Below are 19160 nucleotides of genomic sequence, written 5' to 3' on the forward strand. Positions count from 1 at the left end.
CCCTCACACCCGGTTTACCCAGCCATCGGTTAATGGACGTTAAGCGCCGATCATCCTCCCTGCAGCAGGGCCCTGACCACCAGCATCGCCGCCAGGCCCGCCAGCAGGGACGGCAGGAGCCGCCGCCGGAAGGCGAGGCAGATCGTGACACCCACGCCAAGGCCGGCGAGCCGCGCGAAGAGCGGCACCTCCGCCAGCGCGCCTGGGGGGAGGAGAATCGCCAGCGTCACGAAGGCCGCGAGCGTCGCCTGCGCCACCGCCGTCGCCCAGGCGATCGCCGGATGATCCACCGACAGGCCGCCCGCAAGCCACACCCCGGCCAGCCGCAGCCCCAGGCAGGCGAGCGCCGTGAGCAGAAGGGCGAGATCAGCCGGCGGCACGGCGCCGCCCGAGCAGGAAGGCTGCCGTTCCGCCCACGATGCCGGCGGCGAGCAGCGCAATCGAGGCCGGCAGGATCAGCGCGAGCGACGCTGCCGCCGCACCGCACAGGACCGCCCGCCGCGGCGCCGGCCGGTCGAGATCCGCCGCGAGCAGCAGCGCGTAGTAGAGCGGATTCACGAAGAGCAACGCCGCCCGTGCCTCCTGCCCCAGCGCGCCGGCGAGGAAAAAGCCCGCCAGCGCCGCCCCGCCGGCCACGATCCAGGATGTCAGGCCAAACCCCAGGAACCAGGGCAGCCGGTCCGCGCGCTCCACCCCGGGAAGCGCACGCATCGCCGCGGCCCAGGGTGTAACGGCGATGAACGGCACCGCCGGCAGCAATCGTCCGCGCGGGCCATGCGCGAGGACCGGGGCGAGGGAGACCGCCATTGGCAGGAAGCGCGCATTCACCGCGACCGCGCCGATCACCACGGCGCCGACACCGCCCGCCCAGCCTGCCGCCGCCGCCTGTACCAGCACCAATTGCCCCGGCATGCCGTAGATGCCCCAGCAGGCCAGCAGCGCCCAGCCCGCCGACAGCCCCGCTTCACGCACCGCTGCGCCGAAGGCGAGGAAGGTCGCGGCCATGGCGACGCCGGGCGCACCGAGCGCCTCTTTCAGGCCGGGGAGGAAGGAGGACGGCACGCCGGGAGGGTGGCATGCGCCGCGCGCATCGTGGAGAGGCGTGCCACCAGGCGCGCGCTGTGGCTATGCTCGGCACAGCGAGAGGAAGCGCCATGGACCGGGCCCTGCGCCAGGTGGTGTTCATCAATGCCGCCCACACCTTCACTCATTACTGCCTGCTGATCCTCGCCACCGCCGTGCTGGCGATGGTGACGCAGGAACGGGCGCGCTTCGGGTCCGACTACGGGCCCATCCTGGCGCTGGGCACGGCGATGTTCGTCACCTACGGGCTCGGCGCGTTGCCGATGGGCTGGCTCGCCGGCCGCTTCGGGCGGCGGGCGCTGATGACGGCCTTCTTCCTCGGCACCGGATTCTTCATGGCAGTAGCGGGGATGATGGACAGCCCCGTGTCCATCGGCATCGCGCTCGGGCTGATGGGCTGCTTCGCGGCGATCTACCACCCGATCGGCACGGCCGTGCTGGTGGAGGCCGCGGGCGACCGCGTCGGCCGCGCCATGGGCATCAATGGCGTCTTCGGCAATCTTGGCGTCGCGACGGCGCCGATCGTGACGGCCTTCGTCGCGGCGACGCTCGGCTGGCGCTGGGCCTTCATCATCCCGGGCGTGGCCTGCTTCGCGGTCGGGCTGCTGTACATGCGCGAACCCGAGTTCGACGCAGTGAAGGCGGGCGGCGGGGCGCGGCCCTTCCCGCCCATTCCGCGCGCCATCGTCCGGCGCGCCGTGCTGATCCTGCTCTCGATCGCCGCGGTCTCGGGGCTCGTGTTCAACGCCTATACGCTGCTGATCCCGAAGCTGATGGAGGAAAGGCTTGCGGGCAGCCCGGACCTGCTGCCGGTGGTCGGGCTGCTGGCCTTCCTCGCCACGATCTGCGGCGGCGCGACGCAATACACCGTCGGTCGGATGATCGACTCACGCACGCTGAAGCGCGTGTTCCTGCCGCTTGGCATTGCGGTGGTACCAGGGCTGATCGCGCTCTCCTTCCTGGATGGCTGGGCGGTGCTGCCGGTGGCGGGGCTGGTCGCCGCCTGCGTCTTCGGCCAGGTGACGGTGAACGAGACCATGACGGCGCGCTACGTCGCGCCGGAATTGCGGGCGAAGCTCTACTCCATCCGCTTCACCATCGGCTTCCTGGGAGCTGCGATCGCGTCGCCCCTGGTGGGATTCCTGCATGAGGCGACGGGATCCCTGGCGGTCGCGATGCTGGTGCTGGCGGCAGTGGCGGGCGTCACGCTGGTCTGCGCCCTGGCCTTCCCGGACAGGGAGGAGGAGCTCCGGCCCGAGCTCTGGGCGCGCGCGCCCGAATTCTCCGCGGAGCGCCCGCAGCCGGCGGAATGATGCCAAGGCGCCGAAGGCCTGACCTTCGGCGCAGGGGCGTGGCGCGCGGGACGGGTGGGACGGCCGCGCGCGACAACGTGCCGAACGCGGTCGGCCTCAGGCCGATCCGCTGACCGACCGCGATGAAAGCCTCGCCTCAGCCCCGTGGCATCTCGCGCTCCGCCAGCCGCGCGAAGAGCGACGAACCGTACGGGATCAGGTCGTCGTTGAAGTCGAAGCGCGGATTGTGCAGCGAGACGGAATGGCGCCCGCCATCGCCCTGGCCGATGCCGATGAAGCAGCCGGGCCGCTTCTGCAGCATATAGGAGAAATCCTCGGCACCCATCCGCGGCGGCGCGTTGCGATGCACCTTCGCCGCCCCCAGCACCTCGTCCGCCGCGGCCGCGGCGCGCACCGCCTGTTCCTCGTGGTTCACCGTCGGCGGATAGCCGCGCTGGAAGGAGAGTTCGGCCCGCGCGCCATGCGCTTCGGCGATGGCGCGCACGATGGCGTGCAGCCGTGCCTCGACCATGTCCTGCACCTCCGGCTTGAAGGTGCGCACCGTGCCATTCAGCTCCGCGACCTCGGGGATCACGTTGCCGGCCGAACCGGCATGGAACTGGCACAGGCTGAGCACGGCGGCATCCAGCGGATCCATGGACCGCGAGACGATGGACTGCGCTGCCACCACGATCTGCGCGCCGACCAGCACCGGGTCGATGCAGGTGTGCGGGCGGGACGCGTGGCCGCCCTTGCCGTGCACCGTGATGGTCACGCGGTCCGCCGCGGCCAGCACCGGGCCGGGGACGATCCGTGCTTCCCCCAGCGGCAATTCCGGGTCGTTGTGCAACGCGTAGACGGCATCGCAGGGGAAGCGGTCGAACAGCCCTTCCTCCACCATGACGCGGCCCCCTCCGCCGCCTTCCTCGGCCGGCTGGAAGATGAAGTGGACGGTGCCGTCGAAATTCTTCGTCTCGGCGAGGTAGCGCGCGGCGCCGAGCAGCATCGTCGTATGGCCGTCATGCCCGCAGGCATGCATCTTCCCCGGATTGGTGGACCGGTGCGGAACGTCGCTCGTCTCCTGCATCGGCAGGCAGTCCATGTCGGCCCGGAAGCCGATGGAGCGGCCCGACGTGCCGTTCCGCAGCACACCGACCAGGCCCGTCCCGGCGATGCCGCGATGCACCTCGATCCCCCAGGCGGCGAGCTGCTGCGCCACCAGGTCGGATGTGCGGTGTTCCTGGAAGCCCAGCTCCGGATGGGCATGGATGTCGCGGCGCGTGGCGGACAGCTCGGGCTGGAAGTCGGCGATGCGGTTCAGGATCGGCAAGGTGGCGGTTCCCTGGCGGTAGAAGCGTGATGCGGCAGGCTGGCCGCGCGTGACCCGGCGGTCCAGCCGCGCCGCGCCGATAACCGATATGGCGTGATCCGCGTCACAGGCCAGAGACGGCGGCGTCCACCGCGTCGCCGAAGCGCTCGACGATCATGTCCACCTCCTCCGCCGTCACGACATAGGGCGGTGCCAGGATGACATGGTCGCCATGCTTCCCGTCGATCGTCCCGCCCATCGGGTAGCAGGCGAGGCCGCGCGCGAAGGCTTCGTGCTTCACGCGCTCGTTGGCCGCCAGCGCCGGGTCGAAGACGGCCTTGGAGGCACGGTCGCGCACGAGTTCCACCGCCCAGAACAGGCCGCGGCCGCGGATGTCGCCGACCTTGGCGTGGTTGCCGAGCCGCTCGATCAGACCCTGTTCCAGCCGCGCGCCCATGGCGCGGACATTCTCGAGCAGGTTCTCGTCGCGGATCACCTCCTGCACCGCGACCGCCGCGGCGCAGGCGACGGGATGCGCCTGGTAGGTGTGGCCGTGCTTGAAGGTGCCGGAGCCCTTGGTCAGGGCCTCGATCACCCGCCCATGCACCAGGATGCCGCCGATCGGCTGGTACCCGCCGCCGAGGCCCTTCGCGATCACCTGGATGTCGGGCGTCACGCCTTCCTGTTCCCAGGCATGCAGCGTGCCGGTGCGGCCCATGCCGGACATGACCTCGTCCAGGATCAGCAGCGCGCCGTGGCGTTCGCAGACCGCCTTCATGGCGGGGAAATAGCCGGGGAGCGCCGTGGCGCAGCCGAGCGTCGCGCCCACCACCGTCTCGGCGCAGAAGGCGATGATGTTCTGGGGCCCCAGGCGCTGGAACTCGGCTTCGAGCTCCGCGGCCAGACGCGCGACATAGTCCGCGTCCGTCTCCCCATCCCGCCGGTCGCGATAGGCGAAGCAGGGCGAGACATGGCTGAAGGCGTCCGACAGGATCGGCGCATAGGGAGCGCGCCGCATGGCGTTGCCGCCGGCGGCGAGCGCACCGAGCGTGTTCCCATGATAGGACTGCCGCCGCGCGACGAACTTTACCCGTTGCGGCTGGCCGCTCTCGATCGCCCATTGCCGCGCGATTTTTAGGGCGGCCTCCATCCCCTCGGAGCCCGACGACACGAAGTATGCGTGCGTCAGCCCACCCGGCGCGTGCCCGACCAGCATGTCGGCAAGCCGTTCGGCGGGCTCGGCGCTGAACAGCGCGGTATGCGCGTAGCAGAGCCGGTCGATCTGCGCCTTCATCGCCGCGACCACATGGGGGTGGCCATGGCCGAGGCAGGCGACCGCGGCGCCACCCGACCCGTCGATCACCTCATGCCCCGAGGCGTCGCGGAGCCAGATGCCGCTGCCGGAGACGGCGACGGGCGGCGCCTGGCGGAGGTTGCGGTGGACGATGTGGGTCATGGGCGCGCTCCTGGAAACCCCGATGTTGCCGCGCCTTCAGGGGGAAGTCAGCACCCCGACGACCGCACCCGTCATGCAGCAGGCGATGGTGCCCGAAACGAGCGCCGGCAGGCCGAGCCGGACGATGTCCGCCCGTCGTTCGGGGCACATGGCCGTCATGCCGCCCACCATGATCCCGACCGAGCCGAGGTTGGTGAAGCCGCACAGCGCATAGGTCAGGATGAGCCGGGACCGGTCCGACAGCCCCGCCCCGCCCGACTGGGCAAGCTCGAGGTAGGACACGAACTCGTTCACCACCATCTTCACGCCGAGGGAGGCGCCGACCGTCGCCGCCTCCGCCGGCGGGATCCCCATCGCCCAGGCGACCGGCCACAGCACCCAGCCCATCGCCTTCTGCAACGTGAAGCCGGCGAGCGGCTCCAGCGCCAGGTTTATCAGCGCGACGATCGCGACGAAGACGATGAGCGAGGCCATGATGCCGAGCAGCAGGTTCAGCCCGTCCTGCGTGCCGCGCACCAGCGCGTCCATGCTGCTGTCGTAGAGTTTTTCCGGGATGCCTTCCCCGCCCTCGGTCGCCGTCTCGCCCTCGGCTGGCGGGATCATCAGCAGCGCGGCCAGGATCGCCGCGGGCGCCGAGACGAGGGACGCCGTCAGCAGCTGACCCGCCGCATCCGGCACGACGGGCGAGATGATCAGCGCATAGACCACCAGCGTATTGCCGCTGATGGTGGCCAGCCCCGCCGTCATCACGACGAACAGCTCCGACCGCGTCAGCCGGGCCAGCCAGGCGCGGATCATCAGCGGCGCTTCCACCATGCCGACGAAGACATTTGCCGCGACGCCGAAGCCGGTCGCCCCGCCCAGGCCGAACAGCCGCCGCAGCACGCCCGCCATGGCCTTCACGATCGCGGGCAGCACGCCCCAGTGATACAGTACGGAGGACAGAGCGCCCACCACGAGCACCAGCGGCAAGGCCTGGAAGAACAGGATGAAGGAGGCGCCCGGGAAGGGCTCGGCGAAGGGCAGCGGCCCGCCGCCGAGATAGCCGAACACCAGCGACGTGCCGGCCTTGGTGGCGGTGGCGAGCGCGTTCACCCCATCGCCGATCAGCGCAAAGGCGGCGCGCAGCGGCGGCAGGTTGAGCAATGCCGCCGCCAGCGCCAGCTGCAACGCGATCGCCACCACCACGACGCGGAGCGAGACGTTCTGCCGGAAGCCACCGAGCGCCCAGGCGAGCGCGGCCAGCAGCAGCAGCCCCGCCGCCGATTGCAGTTGCAGCATGCTCATGATTCGTCGCCTTCGCCCGGCTGGTCCTCGGCCTCGATCTCGAGCAGCGCGGCGGCGCGCGGGCCGTCCACCGCATCCACGCCGCGCAGCCGGCGGGCCACGGCGCGCGTGCGCACCTGCGCGGCGTCGATGGTGTTGCCCACCGCCGTCACCTGCCTGCGGAGCTTGCCCAGGACCTCGTCCATTTTCCCGATCTCGGCCTTGGTGGCGCCGAGCAATTCCCGGACCAGCTCCGCCTTCTCCCCCAGCGCCAGCGTGACATGGCCCATCTGGATGCTGCGCAGCATGGCGGGCAGCAGCGAGGGGCCGAGCACCATCACGCGGTGCATCCGCCCGATCTCCTCGATCGCGCCGGGGATGCGCGCGATCTCGGCATAGAGACCCTCGGTGGGGAGGAACAGGACAGCGAATTCCACCGTCAGCGGCGGGCGGATGTATTTTGCCGCGATCTTTGCCGCTTCCGCCTTCACCCGCACCTCCAACGCGCGGCGCGCTGCGCGCTCGCCTTCCGTGTCGCCCGCTTCGGCCGCGATCACGAGCCGGTCCCAATCCTCGGTCGGGAACTTCGCGTCGACGGGCAGGAACACCTCCCGCCCATTCTCCGTCGGCATGCGGATGGCGAATTCCACCGCCTCGGCCGTGTCCTCGGACAGGCGCTTGTTCGCCTCGTAGCTTCCGGGGGGCAGGATGTCGTCGATCAGGGCGCGCAGCTGCGCTTCCCCCCAGCCGCCGCGCGTCTTCACGTTGGAGAACAGGCGCTTGATGTCGACGATCTGGGTGGTGACGGCCTGCACCTCCCCCATCGCCTTCTGCACCGCGGTGAACTGGTCGATGACGCGGGCGAAGCTTTCCGTCATCTGCTTCTCGACCGCGGATTTCAGCTGCTCGTCGACGGTCTTCTGGATCTCGCCGAGCTTCGCCTCATTGCCTTCGCGCAGTTCCTTCAGCTTGATATCGAGCTGGTCGCGCGCGCGGACATTCTCCTCGACCAGGGTCTCCCGCAGCTTGGCCAGGCCCTCGGCGAAGGCGAGGCGGATCTCGGCGATGCCCTGTGTCACGTCGCGGCGCAGCAGCGCGGTGTCGTCCTTGTGCTCGGTCAGCGCCTTCACGACGCGCGCGGAATCCTCCGCCAGCCGGTCGAGCAGCGCCTTTTCCTGCGCCGCCAGCCTGTCCGCGACGCGGCCCATGCCTTCGCCCAGCGCGCGCGTCTGGTCGATGGCGCCCGCGTTCACGCGTTCGCCGATCGTGGCGGCTTCCCGGGCGAGCCCGCGCTCGAATTCCGCCGGCAGGGCGGCGATGCGCTCCCCCTGGCGGTCGAGCGCGGCCTGCAGGTCGGTCAGCCGCTGCGCCAGCACCGGGTCGGCCGCCGGCCGGCGCAGCAGCAGCACGAGCAGCAACAGGCCGACGACGCCGATCGCGCCGAGGATGGCGAGGCTTTCCCCTGGCATCCGGACCCCCCCGAATCGAGCCGGTGAGTGTCGCACCGCCGGGCGGGCGGCGTCACGCCTCCGCGGCCGGCCCTTCGGCTTGGAGCAGCACGAGCCGCCCGGTGGCGACGCCGAAATGCGCCCCGTGAAGGGCGAGTCGGCCCGCCGCCACAGCCTCCGCCACCCAGGGAAAGGTCATGAGGTTGGCGAGCGAGATGCGCACCGCTTCATGCTCCGCCGCCTCCTGCCGCGCGGAGGGATCGTCGCAGCGTAGCGCCGCGTCGCGCGCACGGGCGGCGATGCTGATCCAGCCGGCGACGAAGTCAGGGGCCTCGGGCGGCGTGCCTTCCAGCAGCGCGCGGATGCCGCCGCACAACGCGTGGCCCACCACCACGATGCGTTCCACCAGCAGCAGGCGCACGGCAAATTCCACCGCGGCGCTGGTGCCGTGGAAGGCCGCGTCCGGCATGTAGGGCGGCACCAGGTTCGCGACGTTGCGCAGGACGAAAAGCTCCCCGGGTGCTGCGGAGAAGATCATCTGCGGGTCGACGCGGCTGTCCGAGCAGGCGATGACCATGGTGCGCGGCCGTTGACCCCGCGCCGCGAGCTCCTCGAAGAGCGCGCGCTGCTGGGGCCATGTCTCCTGCCGAAAACGGCGGTAGCCGGCGATGAGTTCGTCCATGCGCGCATCATCCTTCACCGGAGCGGCGCCGCCCCTCCCGGCCACCCTGCCAGAGACCGAAAAGCCTCTGGACACCATGACCGGGCCTCAGTGCCGGAAATGGCGCATCCCGGTGAACACCATCGCAAGGCCCGCCTTGTCCGCCGCCGCGATTACCTCCGCGTCGCGGATCGAACCGCCGGGCTGGATCACGGCCGTCGCACCCGCCGAGGCCGCGATCTCAAGACCGTCGGCGAAGGGGAAGAAGGCATCGGAGGCGACCACGCTGCCTTCCGCGAGCGGGCGCTCGAGACCCGCCGCCTTCGCCGCGGCCTCTCCCTTCCAGGCAGCGATGCGGCTGCTCTCGGCGCGGTTCATCTGGCCTGCGCCGATGCCGGTCGTGGCCAGGTCCTTCGCGTAGACGATGGCGTTCGACTTCACATGCTTGCAGACGCGGAAGGCGAACAGCAGGTCGGCCATTTCGCTGCGCGATGGCGCGCGCTGCGTCACCGCCTTCAGCGTCGCCTCGCTCACGCGCCCCGCGTCGCGCGACTGGGCGAGGAAGCCGCCGGCGACCGACTTGAAGGCGAGGCCCGGCGCGGCCGGGTCGGGCATCCCGCCGGTCAGCAGCAGGCGGAGGTTCTTCTTCCGTGCGAAGACCGCCTTCGCCGCGTCGTCGGCATCAGGGGCGATGACCACTTCCGTGAAGATCGCCGTGATCTTCTCCGCCGCCGCCGCGTCGAGCGGCCGGTTCGCTGCGACGATGCCGCCGAAGGCCGAGACGGGGTCGCACAGCAGCGCCCGGTCCCAGGCCGCGGCGAGGTCCGCGCCCACCGCCACGCCGCAGGGATTGGCGTGCTTGACGATGACGATCGCCGGCCGGTCGAACTCGGCCACGCATTCGAAGGCCGCGTCCGTATCGTTCAGATTGTTGTAGGACAGTTCCTTGCCCTGCGCCTGCGCCGCGGTCGCGATGCCCGGGCGGTTCGTGCCGTCCACGTAGAACGCCGCCTGCTGGTGCGGGTTCTCGCCATAGCGCAACCCCTGGCGCAGCAGGCCTGGCAGGGCCAGGCGCGGCGGGAAATCCTGGCCTTCCTGGCGCGCGAACCAGGCGGAGATGGCCGCGTCATAGGCCGCGGTGCGGGCATAGGCGGCGGCGGCGAGGCGTCGGCGCGTGGCCAGCGTGGTGCCGCCACGCGCCTCGATCTCGGCGCGCACCTCATCCAGATGCGCGGGCTCGGTCAGCACGGCGACGCCGGCGTGGTTCTTCGCCGCGCTGCGGATCATCGCCGGACCGCCGATGTCGATGTTCTCGATGCAGTCGTCGAAGGACGCGCCCTTCGCGACCGTCGCCTCGAAGGGATAGAGGTTGACCGCCACCAGGTCGATCGGCGCGAGGCCGTGCTTTTCCATCTGCGCGACATGCTCGGCCAGGTCGCGGCGGCCGAGCAGCCCGCCATGCACCTGCGGCACCAGCGTCTTGACGCGCCCGTCCAGGATTTCCGGGAAGCCGGTGTGCTCGGACACGTCCTTCACCGGCACGCCGGCATCGCGCAGCGCGCGGGCGGTGCCGCCGGTGGACAGGATCTCGACGCCGCGGGCCGCGAGGAAACGGCCGAATTCGACGAGGCCGGTCTTGTCGGAGACGGACAGAAGGGCGCGGCGGATGGGGAGGAGGTCGGTCATGGCGCGCGCCTTAGACCCGGGGTGGTTGCGGCGCAACCAAGGTCGGGGGAGGCGAACCTCCCCCGAACCCCCTCCCTTCTTTGGATTCAAGGAAGGTTGAGGGGGGTTCGGGGGGAGAAGTTCCCTTCGCCCCCGCCCTCAATGCCGGACGCTTCGCGCCGCCTGCGCGTATCCTACGCGCCGCTCCGGCGCCACGGGATGCCGCCCCGCCACGCGTTCCAGCAGCATGCGCGCATCCTCCTCCGCCCCCGCCTTGATCGCGGCGTCGAGGAACAACTGCTCCAGCACGTCCTGCTGCGCATGGCTGCCGCCCATGCGGTGCATCACGCCGAGCGCGGGGCGCATCGCGGCCACCGCGCCCGCATGATCGCCGCGCGCATGAGCGAGCACCGCCTCGCAGACCGGGATCGCCGACTCCCGCAGGATCGGCGCGACAGTGCCGGGCCCGCGCGCGGCTTCGCGCATCGCGTCCAGCATCCGCGCCGCGGCCTGGAAGCGGCCGGTGGCGGCCAGCGCCATCATCCAGTGCGGCAGGGTGAAGGTGGACAGGCAGTCGCCGATCCGCGTCTCGGCCTTGTCGGCGAGCTCGACCCAGCGATCGCCGACATCGACGCCGTGGCGGGACAGGCGAAACAGCATCGACGCGGCGTTCTGCACGTCGATGTAGAGGTCGGGCATGGCCTGGGTCAGCGGGCTGTCCAGGTTGCGGAAGCCGCGGTCGTACAGCGCGAGGACCTCGTCATGCTCTCCGCGTTCCAGATGGTACATGGCGCGGTGCCACCACAGGTGGTGCATGAGGTTCGCGCCGCCGTCCCAGTGCGGCTCCAGCCCCTTGAGCCAGGCGATGCCTTCCGCGCGGCGGCCCTGCATTTCCATGATGTGCGCCACGCCATGCGAAGCCCACAGGTCGGCGGGGTCGAGCGCGACGGCCGCGCGCCCGGCTTCCTCGGCCACCGTGTAGTTGCCCGCTTCCTCGTTGGCGAAGCACCGGCAGGCGAGGATGCTGCCATAGCCCGGTACGGCGGCGGACCAGTGCGGTGCGGCGGCGTCGACCGCGCGCAGCATCTGTCCCGCGCGGCCCAGCCAGAACGCGCAGAAATGGTGCAGGCGGAAGGCGACAATGTCGCGCGGATGCGCGGCCATGATCGACTCCCACGCGCCGAGGGCGGCATCCATCTCGCCCTCGGTCCAGTGGTGCAGTGCGGCGGCGTGCACGCGTTCCCGTTCGGTGCCGGCGAGCCGCGCGGCCGCGGCCGCGGCGTCGCGCGCGCGGGGCACCATGGCGGCGTTGTAGGCGAGCATGACGAAGGCGCCTTGCAGCACGCGCGCCATCGGCATCTCGCCGTCGAGCGTGGTCAGCGCCTTGAGCCGCTGCCCGGCATCGGCACGGTAGCGCAGGTAGCCGTCGATGACGTGGTCATAGGCCGCGACGGCCGCATCCGATGCGGCGGTGATCGCGTTGCCCTGGGCGTCGGTGGTCATGTCTCGTCCCTCCCTCGCCCGTCTTCGCCGCGGGCCTGTCTCAGGTTCCGGTGGAACCGAACCCTCCTGCGCCGCGCGCGGTCTCGGGCAGTTCGGCGACCTCCCGCCAGGCGGCGCGCACGACCGGCGCGATGACCGCCTGGGCGATGCGCATCCCACGTTCCACGGTGAAGGGCGCGTCGCTGGCGTTCAGCACGATGACGCCGACCTCGCCGCGATAATCCTCGTCGATCGTGCCCGGGCTGTTGGGCAGCACGATGCCGTTCTTGAGCGCGAGGCCCGAGCGCGGCCGCACCTGCAGCTCGTAGCCGGGCGGGATGGCGATGCGCAGCCCTGTCGGCACCAGCATGCGCCCGCCAGGCGGGATGACGACGGAGGACATGACGGCGGCGAGCAGGTCCATCCCCGCCGCGCCCTCGGTCGCGTAGGACGGAAGGGGCAGGCCCTCGGCATGCGGCAGCCGGACGACGTCGATGATCGGATGGGTCATGCCAGCGCCTCCGCGATGCGCGCGGCGAGGCGCCGCGCGACCTCCTCCTTGGCCATGCGCGGCCAATCCTCGACGCCTGCCGCCGTGACCAGGTGGACGGCGTTCTCCGCGCCCCCCATCACGTCGCCGGAGACATCGTTCGCGACGATCCAGTCGCAGCCCTTCTTCGCGCGCTTGGTAATGGCGTTGTCGACGACGCTTTCCGTCTCGGCCGCGAAGCCGACGACGAGGCGCGGGCGGCGCGGCCCGGCGGCGGCGAGCGTGGCGAGGATGTCCGGGTTCAGTGCCAGTTCGAGGGGCGGCGGCACGACGCCGGGGACCTTCTTCATCTTCTGCGTCGCCTCCCGCGCCGTGCGCCAATCCGCCACGGCCGCGGCGCAGATGGCGCCATCGGCCGGCAGCGCTGCTTCGCAGGCCGCCAGCATCTCCCGCGCGCTTTCGACGCGCGCGACCGTCACGCCTGGGGGATCGGGCTGCGCCACGGGGCCGGAGACGAGCGTGACGCGCGCGCCGAGTGCGGTGAGGGCCGCGGCGATGGCGTGGCCCTGTTTCCCGGACGATCGATTCCCGATGTAGCGCACCGGGTCGATCGGCTCATGCGTCGGCCCGCTGGTGACGAGCAGGTGCTTGCCGGCGAGCGGCCCGCCGCCAAGCGCAGCGCGGATCGCCTCCAGCAGCCGGGGCGGCTCCATCAGCCGGCCGGGGCCGCTTTCGGGCTCGGCCATCGGCCCGTCCTCGGGGCCGGCGAGATGCACGCCGCGGGCGCGAAGGGCCGCCATGTTCGCGGCGGTGGCAGGATGGCCCCACATGGCCGGGTTCATGGCCGGCGCGACCAGCACCGGCGCGCGCGTGGCGAGCAGGACGCAGGTGGCGAGGTCGTCTGTGAGCCCCGCCGCCATCTTCGCGAGCAGGTCGGCCGAGGCCGGGATGACCGCGACGAGATCGGGCCAGCGAGCGAGGCGGATATGGCCGATCTCGGCCTCGGCCGCCCAGAGATCGTCATGCACGCGGGCGCCGGTGATGGCGGCCAGCGCCTCCTTCGTCACGAAGCGTGCGCCGCCGGCGGTCAGGATGGCCATGATCTCGGCGCCGTCCTTTCGCGCCAGGCGCGCGAATTCGAGCGCCTTGTAGGCGGCGACGGAGCCCGAGACGATGAGCAGGAGGCGGCGGCCGGCGAGCATCGCGTCAGGCTTGGCGGTTTTTCCGCGCCGCGCAAGGCCGCCGGGCCGGGCCGCGGGAAATGTGGCGCCGCGATTTTTTTGCATGCCGTGCAATGGCCGGAACGCCGCGGATTCGGCCCGTGACGCGAGCCTCCACAACCCTGCGACGAGCAATGCGAGCCGATGATCTCAATTTTGGATCAACCTCGCCGCTCCAAAATGAGATAGCGGCAAAGTCGTGTCATGACCATGTCAGTCATGAACATAACGAGATCACAACAAGAGAGCACCCGTTTGCAATATCGGGAAACATGGGTATCCAAACGGAGACAGTGGTGAGAACAGGGGGAGCAGACCATGCCTAAGACTGGGATGTACGTCCTGACGGGGGTCCAACCGACCGCGGTTGCTGCCGCGCCTTTCGACGTCAAGGTCATCGACGTCTATAACGACAACGCCAAGTTCTTCACCAATGCCGAAGTCGCTCAGATGGGCGGCGGTCCCGGCGGCGGCCTCCTGCTCGGCTATTTCAGCATCGGGGAGGCCGAGACCTACCGCGATTACTTCAACACCATCCCCCCTTCGATCATCGGGCCGGAAAACCCCGATTGGGCCGGCAACTACGCCGTCGCCTACTGGACGCCGGAATGGCGCGCGGTCGCGACGGGCTACATCGATCGCATGATCGCCGCCGGATATGACGGCATCTATTTCGACGTGGTCGACGTGTATGAGCGCGCCTGGTCCGCGGGCAACGTCCCCGGCGGCAATGCCGAAGCGGCCATGGTCAGCCTCGTCACCTATCTCTCGGCCTATGCCAAGGCGAAGAACCCGCAATTCGAGATCTGGGTGAACAACGCCGAGAAGCTGCTGGTCCACGATGCCTATCTGAATGCCATCGACGGCATGTACAAGGAGAACCTGTTCTACAAGGACAATGGTTCCCTTGAATCGACGACTGTCACGAACTGGAGCCTGAACCTCATCAACCGCGCGATCGCCGCCGGCAAGGATGTCGTCGCGATCGAGTACGTCGCGGGGAACGCGGCCAAGGTGGCCGACGCGCAGGCCAAGGCGGCCGCGGCGGGGGTGGGCGTCTACACCGCGAACCTGGACCTCAAGGGCGTGAACTACTCAGGCGTGCTGCCCGGGCAGGTGGTCCAGCCGAGCGGGCCGGTCACGCTCGCCGGTGGCAGCGGCGACAACGTGCTGTTCGGTGGGTCGGAGGCGGACAGCCTGTTCGGCGCGGCGGGCGCCGATACGCTGAACGGCAATGGCGGCAACGACGCGCTGAACGGTGGGGATGGCTCGGACCGGCTGGTCGGGGGGCTTGGCGACGACCTCTACATCGCCAGCGCCGTGACCGATGTCGTGGTGGAAGCCGCCGGCCAGGGCATGGACACCGTGATGGCGAGCGCGGGCTTCAGCCTGGGCGCGGAGGTCGAGGTCCTCATCGCCACCACCACCGTCGCGCGGTCCATGGCGGGCAACGGGCTCGCGAACCTGATCGTCGGCAACGCCGGCGCCGACACCGTCTTCGGCGGCGCGGGCAACGACACGATCGATGGCGGCGCCGGGATGGACAGCCTGAAGGGCGGCGCTGGTAACGACCTGATCATCGTCAACGCCGGCGACGTGGCGTGGGACGATGCGGGTGCCGGCACCGACACGGTGCATGCGACGAGCGGGACGGGCTTCGCACTCGGGGCGAACATCGAGGTGCTGATGCTGATCGGCGCAGCAGTCCTGAACGGCACAGGCAACGACATCGCCAACACCCTCATCGGCAACGGCAACGCCAATCGCCTGCTCGGGGCGGGGGGCAACGACCGGCTCGAAGGCCAAGGCGGCAACGACACGCTGGACGGCCAGGCCGGGCAGGACACGCTCACGGGCGGCGCGGGGGCGGACCTGTTCCAGTTTTCGACGCGCACCGACACGGCGGTCGCGACGCCGGACCGGATCGCCGACTTCGCCTTCGCCGAGGGCGACCGGATCGGCCTTTCAGCAATGGACGCGAACCACCTCGTCGCCGGCGACCAGGCATTCGCCTACATCGGCACGGGCGCCTTCACAGGTGCCGCGGGGCAGTTGCGCGTGGTCTCGACCGGGACGAACACCTGGACGGCATCGGGCGACATGAACGGTGACCGCGCGGCGGACTTCGCCATCACCATCGTCTCGACCACCGCACCCTCAGCGGGATGGTTCATCCTGTAGCGGCGCCGGTCACCTACAGCCGCCATCCGGTGTGGATCGCCACGATCCCGCCGGACAGGTTGCGGAAGGACACCCGCTCCATCCCGGCGCGCCGCATCATCCCCGCCAGGGTCTCCTGGTCGGGGAACATGCGGATGCTCTCGGCGAGATATTCGTAGCTGTCGCGGTCCTGCGCCACGCGCGCGCCGATCGCCGGCAGCGCCTTGAAGGACCAGGCGTCGTAGAGCGGCACGAGGGCCGAGATCTCCAGCCGCGAGAATTCCAGGCAGTGGAAGCGCCCGCCCGGGCGGAGCACGCGCCGCGCTTCGCGCAGCACCGCGTCCTTGTCGGTGCAGTTGCGCAGGCCGAAGGCGATGGAGACCTTCTCCACGCTGCGGTCGGGCAGCGGGATGTGCTCGGCATCCACCACCATGAAGTCGAGGCCATCGACGATCCCGCGGTCGAGTGCCCGCTTGCGCCCAACCTCCAGCATCGCGGGGTTCACGTCGGTCAGGATGACGCGCCCCGCGCCGCGATCCTTCGCGAGGAAGGAGATGTCCCCGGTCCCGCCGGCGAGGTCGAGCAGCGTCTCCCGCGCCGAGGCGCCGATGGCGTTGACGAAGATCCGCTTCCAGACGCGATGGATGCCAAGCGACATCAGGTCGTTCATCACGTCGTAGCGCGGGGCCACGCTTTCGAAGACCTCCCGCACCATGGACGCCTTCTCGGCGCGGGGAACGGTGCGGAAGCCGAAATCGGCACTGTCGAGGGGGCTGTCGCTCATCGTGCGCCCAACATAGCGTGGCGCGCGGGAAAGGGGAGGGACCATGCCCGAACTGCCGGAGGTGGAGACGGTGATGCGCGGCCTGGCCGCCGTGCTGGAAGGCCACCGCATCGTCGAGGCGGAGGTGCGCCGCGCAGACCTGCGCTTCCCCTTCCCGGCCGACCTCGCCCGCCGCATCGAGGGGCGGCGCGTCCTCTCCTTCCGGCGGCGCGCCAAGTACATGCTGATGCGGCTGGACGGCGGGGAGAGCCTGCTGATCCATCTCGGCATGTCCGGCCGCATGGTCGCCCGCAGGGCGGGCGAGGCGCCGGCGCCGCGGAGCGGGCCGCAGGGGGCGGCGTCCGACGCGCGTGGGCACAACGCGCCGCCCGAGGCGCATGAACATCTGGTACTTGCCACCGACCATGGCTGGCGCGTGGGCTTCGTCGATCCCCGCCGCTTCGGGAGCGTGGACCTGGTGCCGACGGTGGCGGAGGACGGGCACCGCTTCCTCGCCGCGCTCGGACCCGAGCCGCTGGACGCAGGCTTCACCCCCGCCGTGCTGTCCGCGGCGCTCGAGGGCAAGCGTACGCCCATCAAGGCCGCGCTGCTCGACCAGAAGGTCGTGGCCGGGCTCGGCAACATCTATGTCTGCGAGGCGCTGTTCCGCGCCGGCATCTCGCCCCGCCGGCTTGCCCACACCATCCCGGGCACGCGGGCGGCGCGGCTCGTGCCCGCCATCAAGGCGGTGCTGGCCGAAAGCATCGGCGCCGGCGGGTCGAGCCTGCGCGACTATGTCCGCGCGGATGGGGAGGTCGGCCGCTTCCAGGAAAAGTTCGCGGTCTATGGCCGGGAAGGCGAGCCCTGCCCAGGCTGCCCCGGCGTTCCGCCCTGCGGAGGGATAGCGCGCATCGTCCAGTCGGGCCGCTCCACCTTCTTCTGCCCCGGGCGCCAGCGTTGAGGGTGCGGCGCCGCTGCGCTACGGGTGTGGGATCACACGGCAGGGACGAAGGCGCATGGCCTACGAGATGATCCTCACGGAAACCCGGGGGAAGGTCGCGATCATACGGCTCAACCGGCCGCAGGCGCTGAACGCGCTGTGCGACCAGCTGATGGGCGAGCTGGGCGACGCGCTGCGCGGCTTCGACAAGGATCCCGCCATCGCCGCCATCGTCGTGACCGGCAGCGAGAAGGCCTTCGCCGCGGGCGCGGACATCAAGGAGATGAAGGACCGCACCTTCCCCGCGGTCTATCTCAACGACTTCATCGGCGAGCGCTGGGAGACGGTGCTCGAGATCCGCAAGCCTGTGATCGCCGCGGTCGCGGGCTTCGCCCTCGGCGGCGGCTGCGAGCTTGCCATGATGTGCGATCTCATCATCGCGGCGGATACCGCGAAGTTCGGCCAGCCCGAGATCAACCTCGGCATCATCCCGGGTGCGGGCGGGTCGCAGCGCCTGACGCGCGCCGTGGGCAAGTCCAAGGCCATGGAGATGATCCTGACCGGGCGGATGATGGACGCGGCCGAGGCCGAGCGGTCCAACCTGGTCTGCCGCGTGGTGCCAGCGGCCGAACTGGTCGACGAGGCGGTGAAGATCGGCGAGAAGATTGGCGCCCTGTCCGCCCCTTCCGTCGCCATGGCGAAGGAGGCGGTGAACGCCGCTTTCGAAGGGACGCTGACCGAGGGCGTGCGCACCGAGCGCCGGCTGTTCCTCAGCCTCTTTGCGACGGAGGACCAGAAGGAGGGCATGTCGGCCTTCGCCGAGAAGCGCAAGCCGACCTTTGGAAATCGTTGAGCGCCAAGCGTTAAGCCGCGTTCATGGATTTCCTGCTGCGCGCCGCCTTGACGTGGCAAGCCGCGCGGCATTAGAACCCCCGCCTTCGCCGTGGCGGCCCCCGCCGGCGCGGCACCTTCGAAACCTCGACCGAGTTGAACCGGAAGCCCCATGGCGAACACCGCGTCCGCGCAGAAGCGCATCCGCCAGAACGAGAAGCGCACCGCGCGCAACAAGGCGCGCAAGTCCCGCGTGCGCACCTTCGTGCGCAAGCTGGAGGAAGCGATCGAGTCTGGCGACAAGGCGGCGGCGCAGGACGCGTTTCGCGCGGCGCAGCCGGAGCTGCAGCGCGCGGCGACCAAGGGCGTGATGCACGCGAACACGGTGGCGCGGCGCGTTTCCCGCCTGTCCGCGCGCGTCAAGGCGCTGGCCGCAAGCCAGGGCTGAGCAACGCCGCCGTTTGGCGGCGTCGTTCTGTACAATCTCGAAGTATCCAACGCACAGGCGCGAAGATGTTCGCGCGCCTGTGCTGTTGGCGTGACTTGCCTTGTTCACGCCGCAACGCATCCGGTTTTTGACGATTGCACCGGGTGCCAGGGGCGCTACTGTTCGTGAGCAGGGTTGGCTAACATTGTGCGGCGGCCGTCGGCCTCGGGCTGGCAGGATCGACGACGCGCCGGCAGGATTGGCGGCTGAGGGGGATGGCGATGGAGAAGCAGCCCGGGTCCGGTACCGCGCGCTCTGCAGCATCCTTCGCGGAATCCTGGGCCCGCATCCGTGGACGCCTCCGCGACGAGGTCGGCGAGGTCGAGTACCGCACCTGGCTGCGCCAGATGACGCTTGCCTCGGTGGATGGCGACGAGGCCATCGTCCACCTGCCCACCCGCTTCCTCCGCGACTGGGTCCGCAGCCACTACGGCGATCGGCTGAGCCTGCTCTGGCAGCAGGAGAACGCCGGCGTGCGCCGCGTCGATGTGCGCGTGGGCCCGCAGCCGCGCGGCGCCGCCGAGGGCGCGGAGGTCGAGGTGGCCCCCGAGCGCTCCGGACTGGCCGAGGCGCTGTCCGGCCGCGCGCCGCGCAATGCGGCCGGCGA

General features: G+C 70.5%; 18 protein-coding genes. 6 read left to right on the top strand and 12 right to left on the bottom strand.

The genetic code is table 11. The features are described from left to right. Nucleotides 1-50: 50 nt before the first annotated feature. Nucleotides 51-380, bottom strand: a complete 330-nt coding sequence (locus tag HW577_RS04150) for an AzlD domain-containing protein (protein ID WP_198374802.1) — start codon at nt 378-380, stop codon at nt 51-53. Further along, nucleotides 367-1005, bottom strand: coding sequence for an AzlC family ABC transporter permease (locus HW577_RS04155; protein WP_198374803.1), 639 nt, complete (start codon nt 1003-1005; stop codon nt 367-369). Before HW577_RS04155 ends, HW577_RS04150 begins: the two co-directional genes overlap by 14 nt. 149 nt (nt 1006-1154) lie before the next feature. On the opposite strand from HW577_RS04155, the gene HW577_RS04160 reads away from it, so the two are divergent. Continuing rightward, nucleotides 1155-2396: an MFS transporter gene (locus HW577_RS04160; RefSeq protein WP_198374804.1), complete on the top strand. Its 1242-nt coding sequence runs from the start codon at nt 1155-1157 to the stop codon at nt 2394-2396. Nucleotides 2397-2532: 136 nt separating this feature from the next. On the opposite strand, the gene HW577_RS04165 is transcribed toward HW577_RS04160, so the two are convergent. The 9 genes from HW577_RS04165 to coaBC form a co-directional block, all read right to left on the bottom strand. After that, the gene (locus HW577_RS04165) at nt 2533-3705 is read right to left on the bottom strand and encodes a M20 aminoacylase family protein (protein ID WP_198374805.1); all 1173 of its coding nucleotides are present in this window, start codon (nt 3703-3705) and stop codon (nt 2533-2535) included. A 103-nt stretch (nt 3706-3808) separates the two neighbouring features. Further along, nucleotides 3809-5140 carry an aspartate aminotransferase family protein gene (locus HW577_RS04170; protein WP_198374806.1) on the bottom strand — a complete coding sequence of 444 codons (1332 nt, stop codon included), beginning with the start codon at nt 5138-5140 and terminating at the stop codon, nt 3809-3811. 36 nt (nt 5141-5176) lie between these two features. Continuing rightward, the gene (locus tag HW577_RS04175) at nt 5177-6427 is read right to left on the bottom strand and encodes a NupC/NupG family nucleoside CNT transporter (RefSeq protein ID WP_198374807.1); all 1251 of its coding nucleotides are present in this window, start codon (nt 6425-6427) and stop codon (nt 5177-5179) included. Then, nucleotides 6424-7875, bottom strand: coding sequence for a DNA recombination protein RmuC (locus tag HW577_RS04180; protein ID WP_232474671.1), 1452 nt, complete (start codon nt 7873-7875; stop codon nt 6424-6426). Before HW577_RS04180 ends, HW577_RS04175 begins: the two co-directional genes overlap by 4 nt. A gap of 52 nt (nt 7876-7927) precedes the next feature. After that, nucleotides 7928-8536 (bottom strand): carbonic anhydrase, encoded by a 609-nt coding sequence (locus HW577_RS04185; RefSeq protein ID WP_198374808.1) that lies wholly within the window; start codon nt 8534-8536, stop codon nt 7928-7930. 87 nt (nt 8537-8623) lie between these two features. Continuing rightward, nucleotides 8624-10201, bottom strand: coding sequence for a bifunctional phosphoribosylaminoimidazolecarboxamide formyltransferase/IMP cyclohydrolase (gene purH, locus HW577_RS04190; RefSeq protein ID WP_198374809.1), 1578 nt, complete (start codon nt 10199-10201; stop codon nt 8624-8626). A gap of 138 nt (nt 10202-10339) precedes the next feature. After that, nucleotides 10340-11683 carry a tetratricopeptide repeat protein gene (locus HW577_RS04195; RefSeq protein WP_198374810.1) on the bottom strand — a complete coding sequence of 448 codons (1344 nt, stop codon included), beginning with the start codon at nt 11681-11683 and terminating at the stop codon, nt 10340-10342. A 40-nt stretch (nt 11684-11723) separates the two neighbouring features. Then, nucleotides 11724-12173 carry a dUTP diphosphatase gene (dut, locus tag HW577_RS04200; RefSeq protein ID WP_198374811.1) on the bottom strand — a complete coding sequence of 150 codons (450 nt, stop codon included), beginning with the start codon at nt 12171-12173 and terminating at the stop codon, nt 11724-11726. Further along, on the bottom strand, nt 12170-13354 hold the full coding sequence (gene coaBC, locus HW577_RS04205) for a bifunctional phosphopantothenoylcysteine decarboxylase/phosphopantothenate--cysteine ligase CoaBC (RefSeq protein WP_198374812.1): 1185 nt from the start codon (nt 13352-13354) through the stop codon (nt 12170-12172). Before coaBC ends, dut begins: the two co-directional genes overlap by 4 nt. A gap of 336 nt (nt 13355-13690) precedes the next feature. Here coaBC and HW577_RS04210 point away from each other — a divergent pair, with 336 nt between their 5' ends. Next, nucleotides 13691-15553 carry an endo alpha-1,4 polygalactosaminidase gene (locus HW577_RS04210; RefSeq protein ID WP_198374813.1) on the top strand — a complete coding sequence of 621 codons (1863 nt, stop codon included), beginning with the start codon at nt 13691-13693 and terminating at the stop codon, nt 15551-15553. A 13-nt stretch (nt 15554-15566) separates the two neighbouring features. Here HW577_RS04210 and HW577_RS04215 read toward each other — a convergent pair whose 3' ends face one another. Beyond that, nucleotides 15567-16316: a class I SAM-dependent methyltransferase gene (locus HW577_RS04215; RefSeq protein ID WP_198374814.1), complete on the bottom strand. Its 750-nt coding sequence runs from the start codon at nt 16314-16316 to the stop codon at nt 15567-15569. A 43-nt stretch (nt 16317-16359) separates the two neighbouring features. On the opposite strand from HW577_RS04215, the gene mutM reads away from it, so the two are divergent. From mutM to HW577_RS04235, 4 genes are all read left to right on the top strand, one after another. Continuing rightward, entirely contained in the window at nt 16360-17256 is an 897-nt protein-coding gene (gene mutM, locus HW577_RS04220) for a bifunctional DNA-formamidopyrimidine glycosylase/DNA-(apurinic or apyrimidinic site) lyase (protein ID WP_198374815.1), read from the top strand. Nucleotides 17257-17311: 55 nt separating this feature from the next. Then, nucleotides 17312-18088, top strand: a complete 777-nt coding sequence (locus tag HW577_RS04225) for an enoyl-CoA hydratase (protein WP_198374816.1) — start codon at nt 17312-17314, stop codon at nt 18086-18088. 150 nt (nt 18089-18238) lie between these two features. Continuing rightward, the gene (gene rpsT, locus HW577_RS04230) at nt 18239-18514 is read left to right on the top strand and encodes a 30S ribosomal protein S20 (RefSeq protein ID WP_198374817.1); all 276 of its coding nucleotides are present in this window, start codon (nt 18239-18241) and stop codon (nt 18512-18514) included. Between the two features lie 254 nt (nt 18515-18768). Beyond that, on the top strand, nt 18769-19160 hold a 392-nt coding region (locus HW577_RS04235; protein ID WP_408639519.1), incomplete at its 3' end, for a DnaA N-terminal domain-containing protein.

The sequence above is a fragment of the Neoroseomonas rubea genome (assembly GCF_016106015.1).
In the GTDB taxonomy this organism is placed as follows: Bacteria; Pseudomonadota; Alphaproteobacteria; order Acetobacterales; family Acetobacteraceae; genus Neoroseomonas; species Neoroseomonas rubea.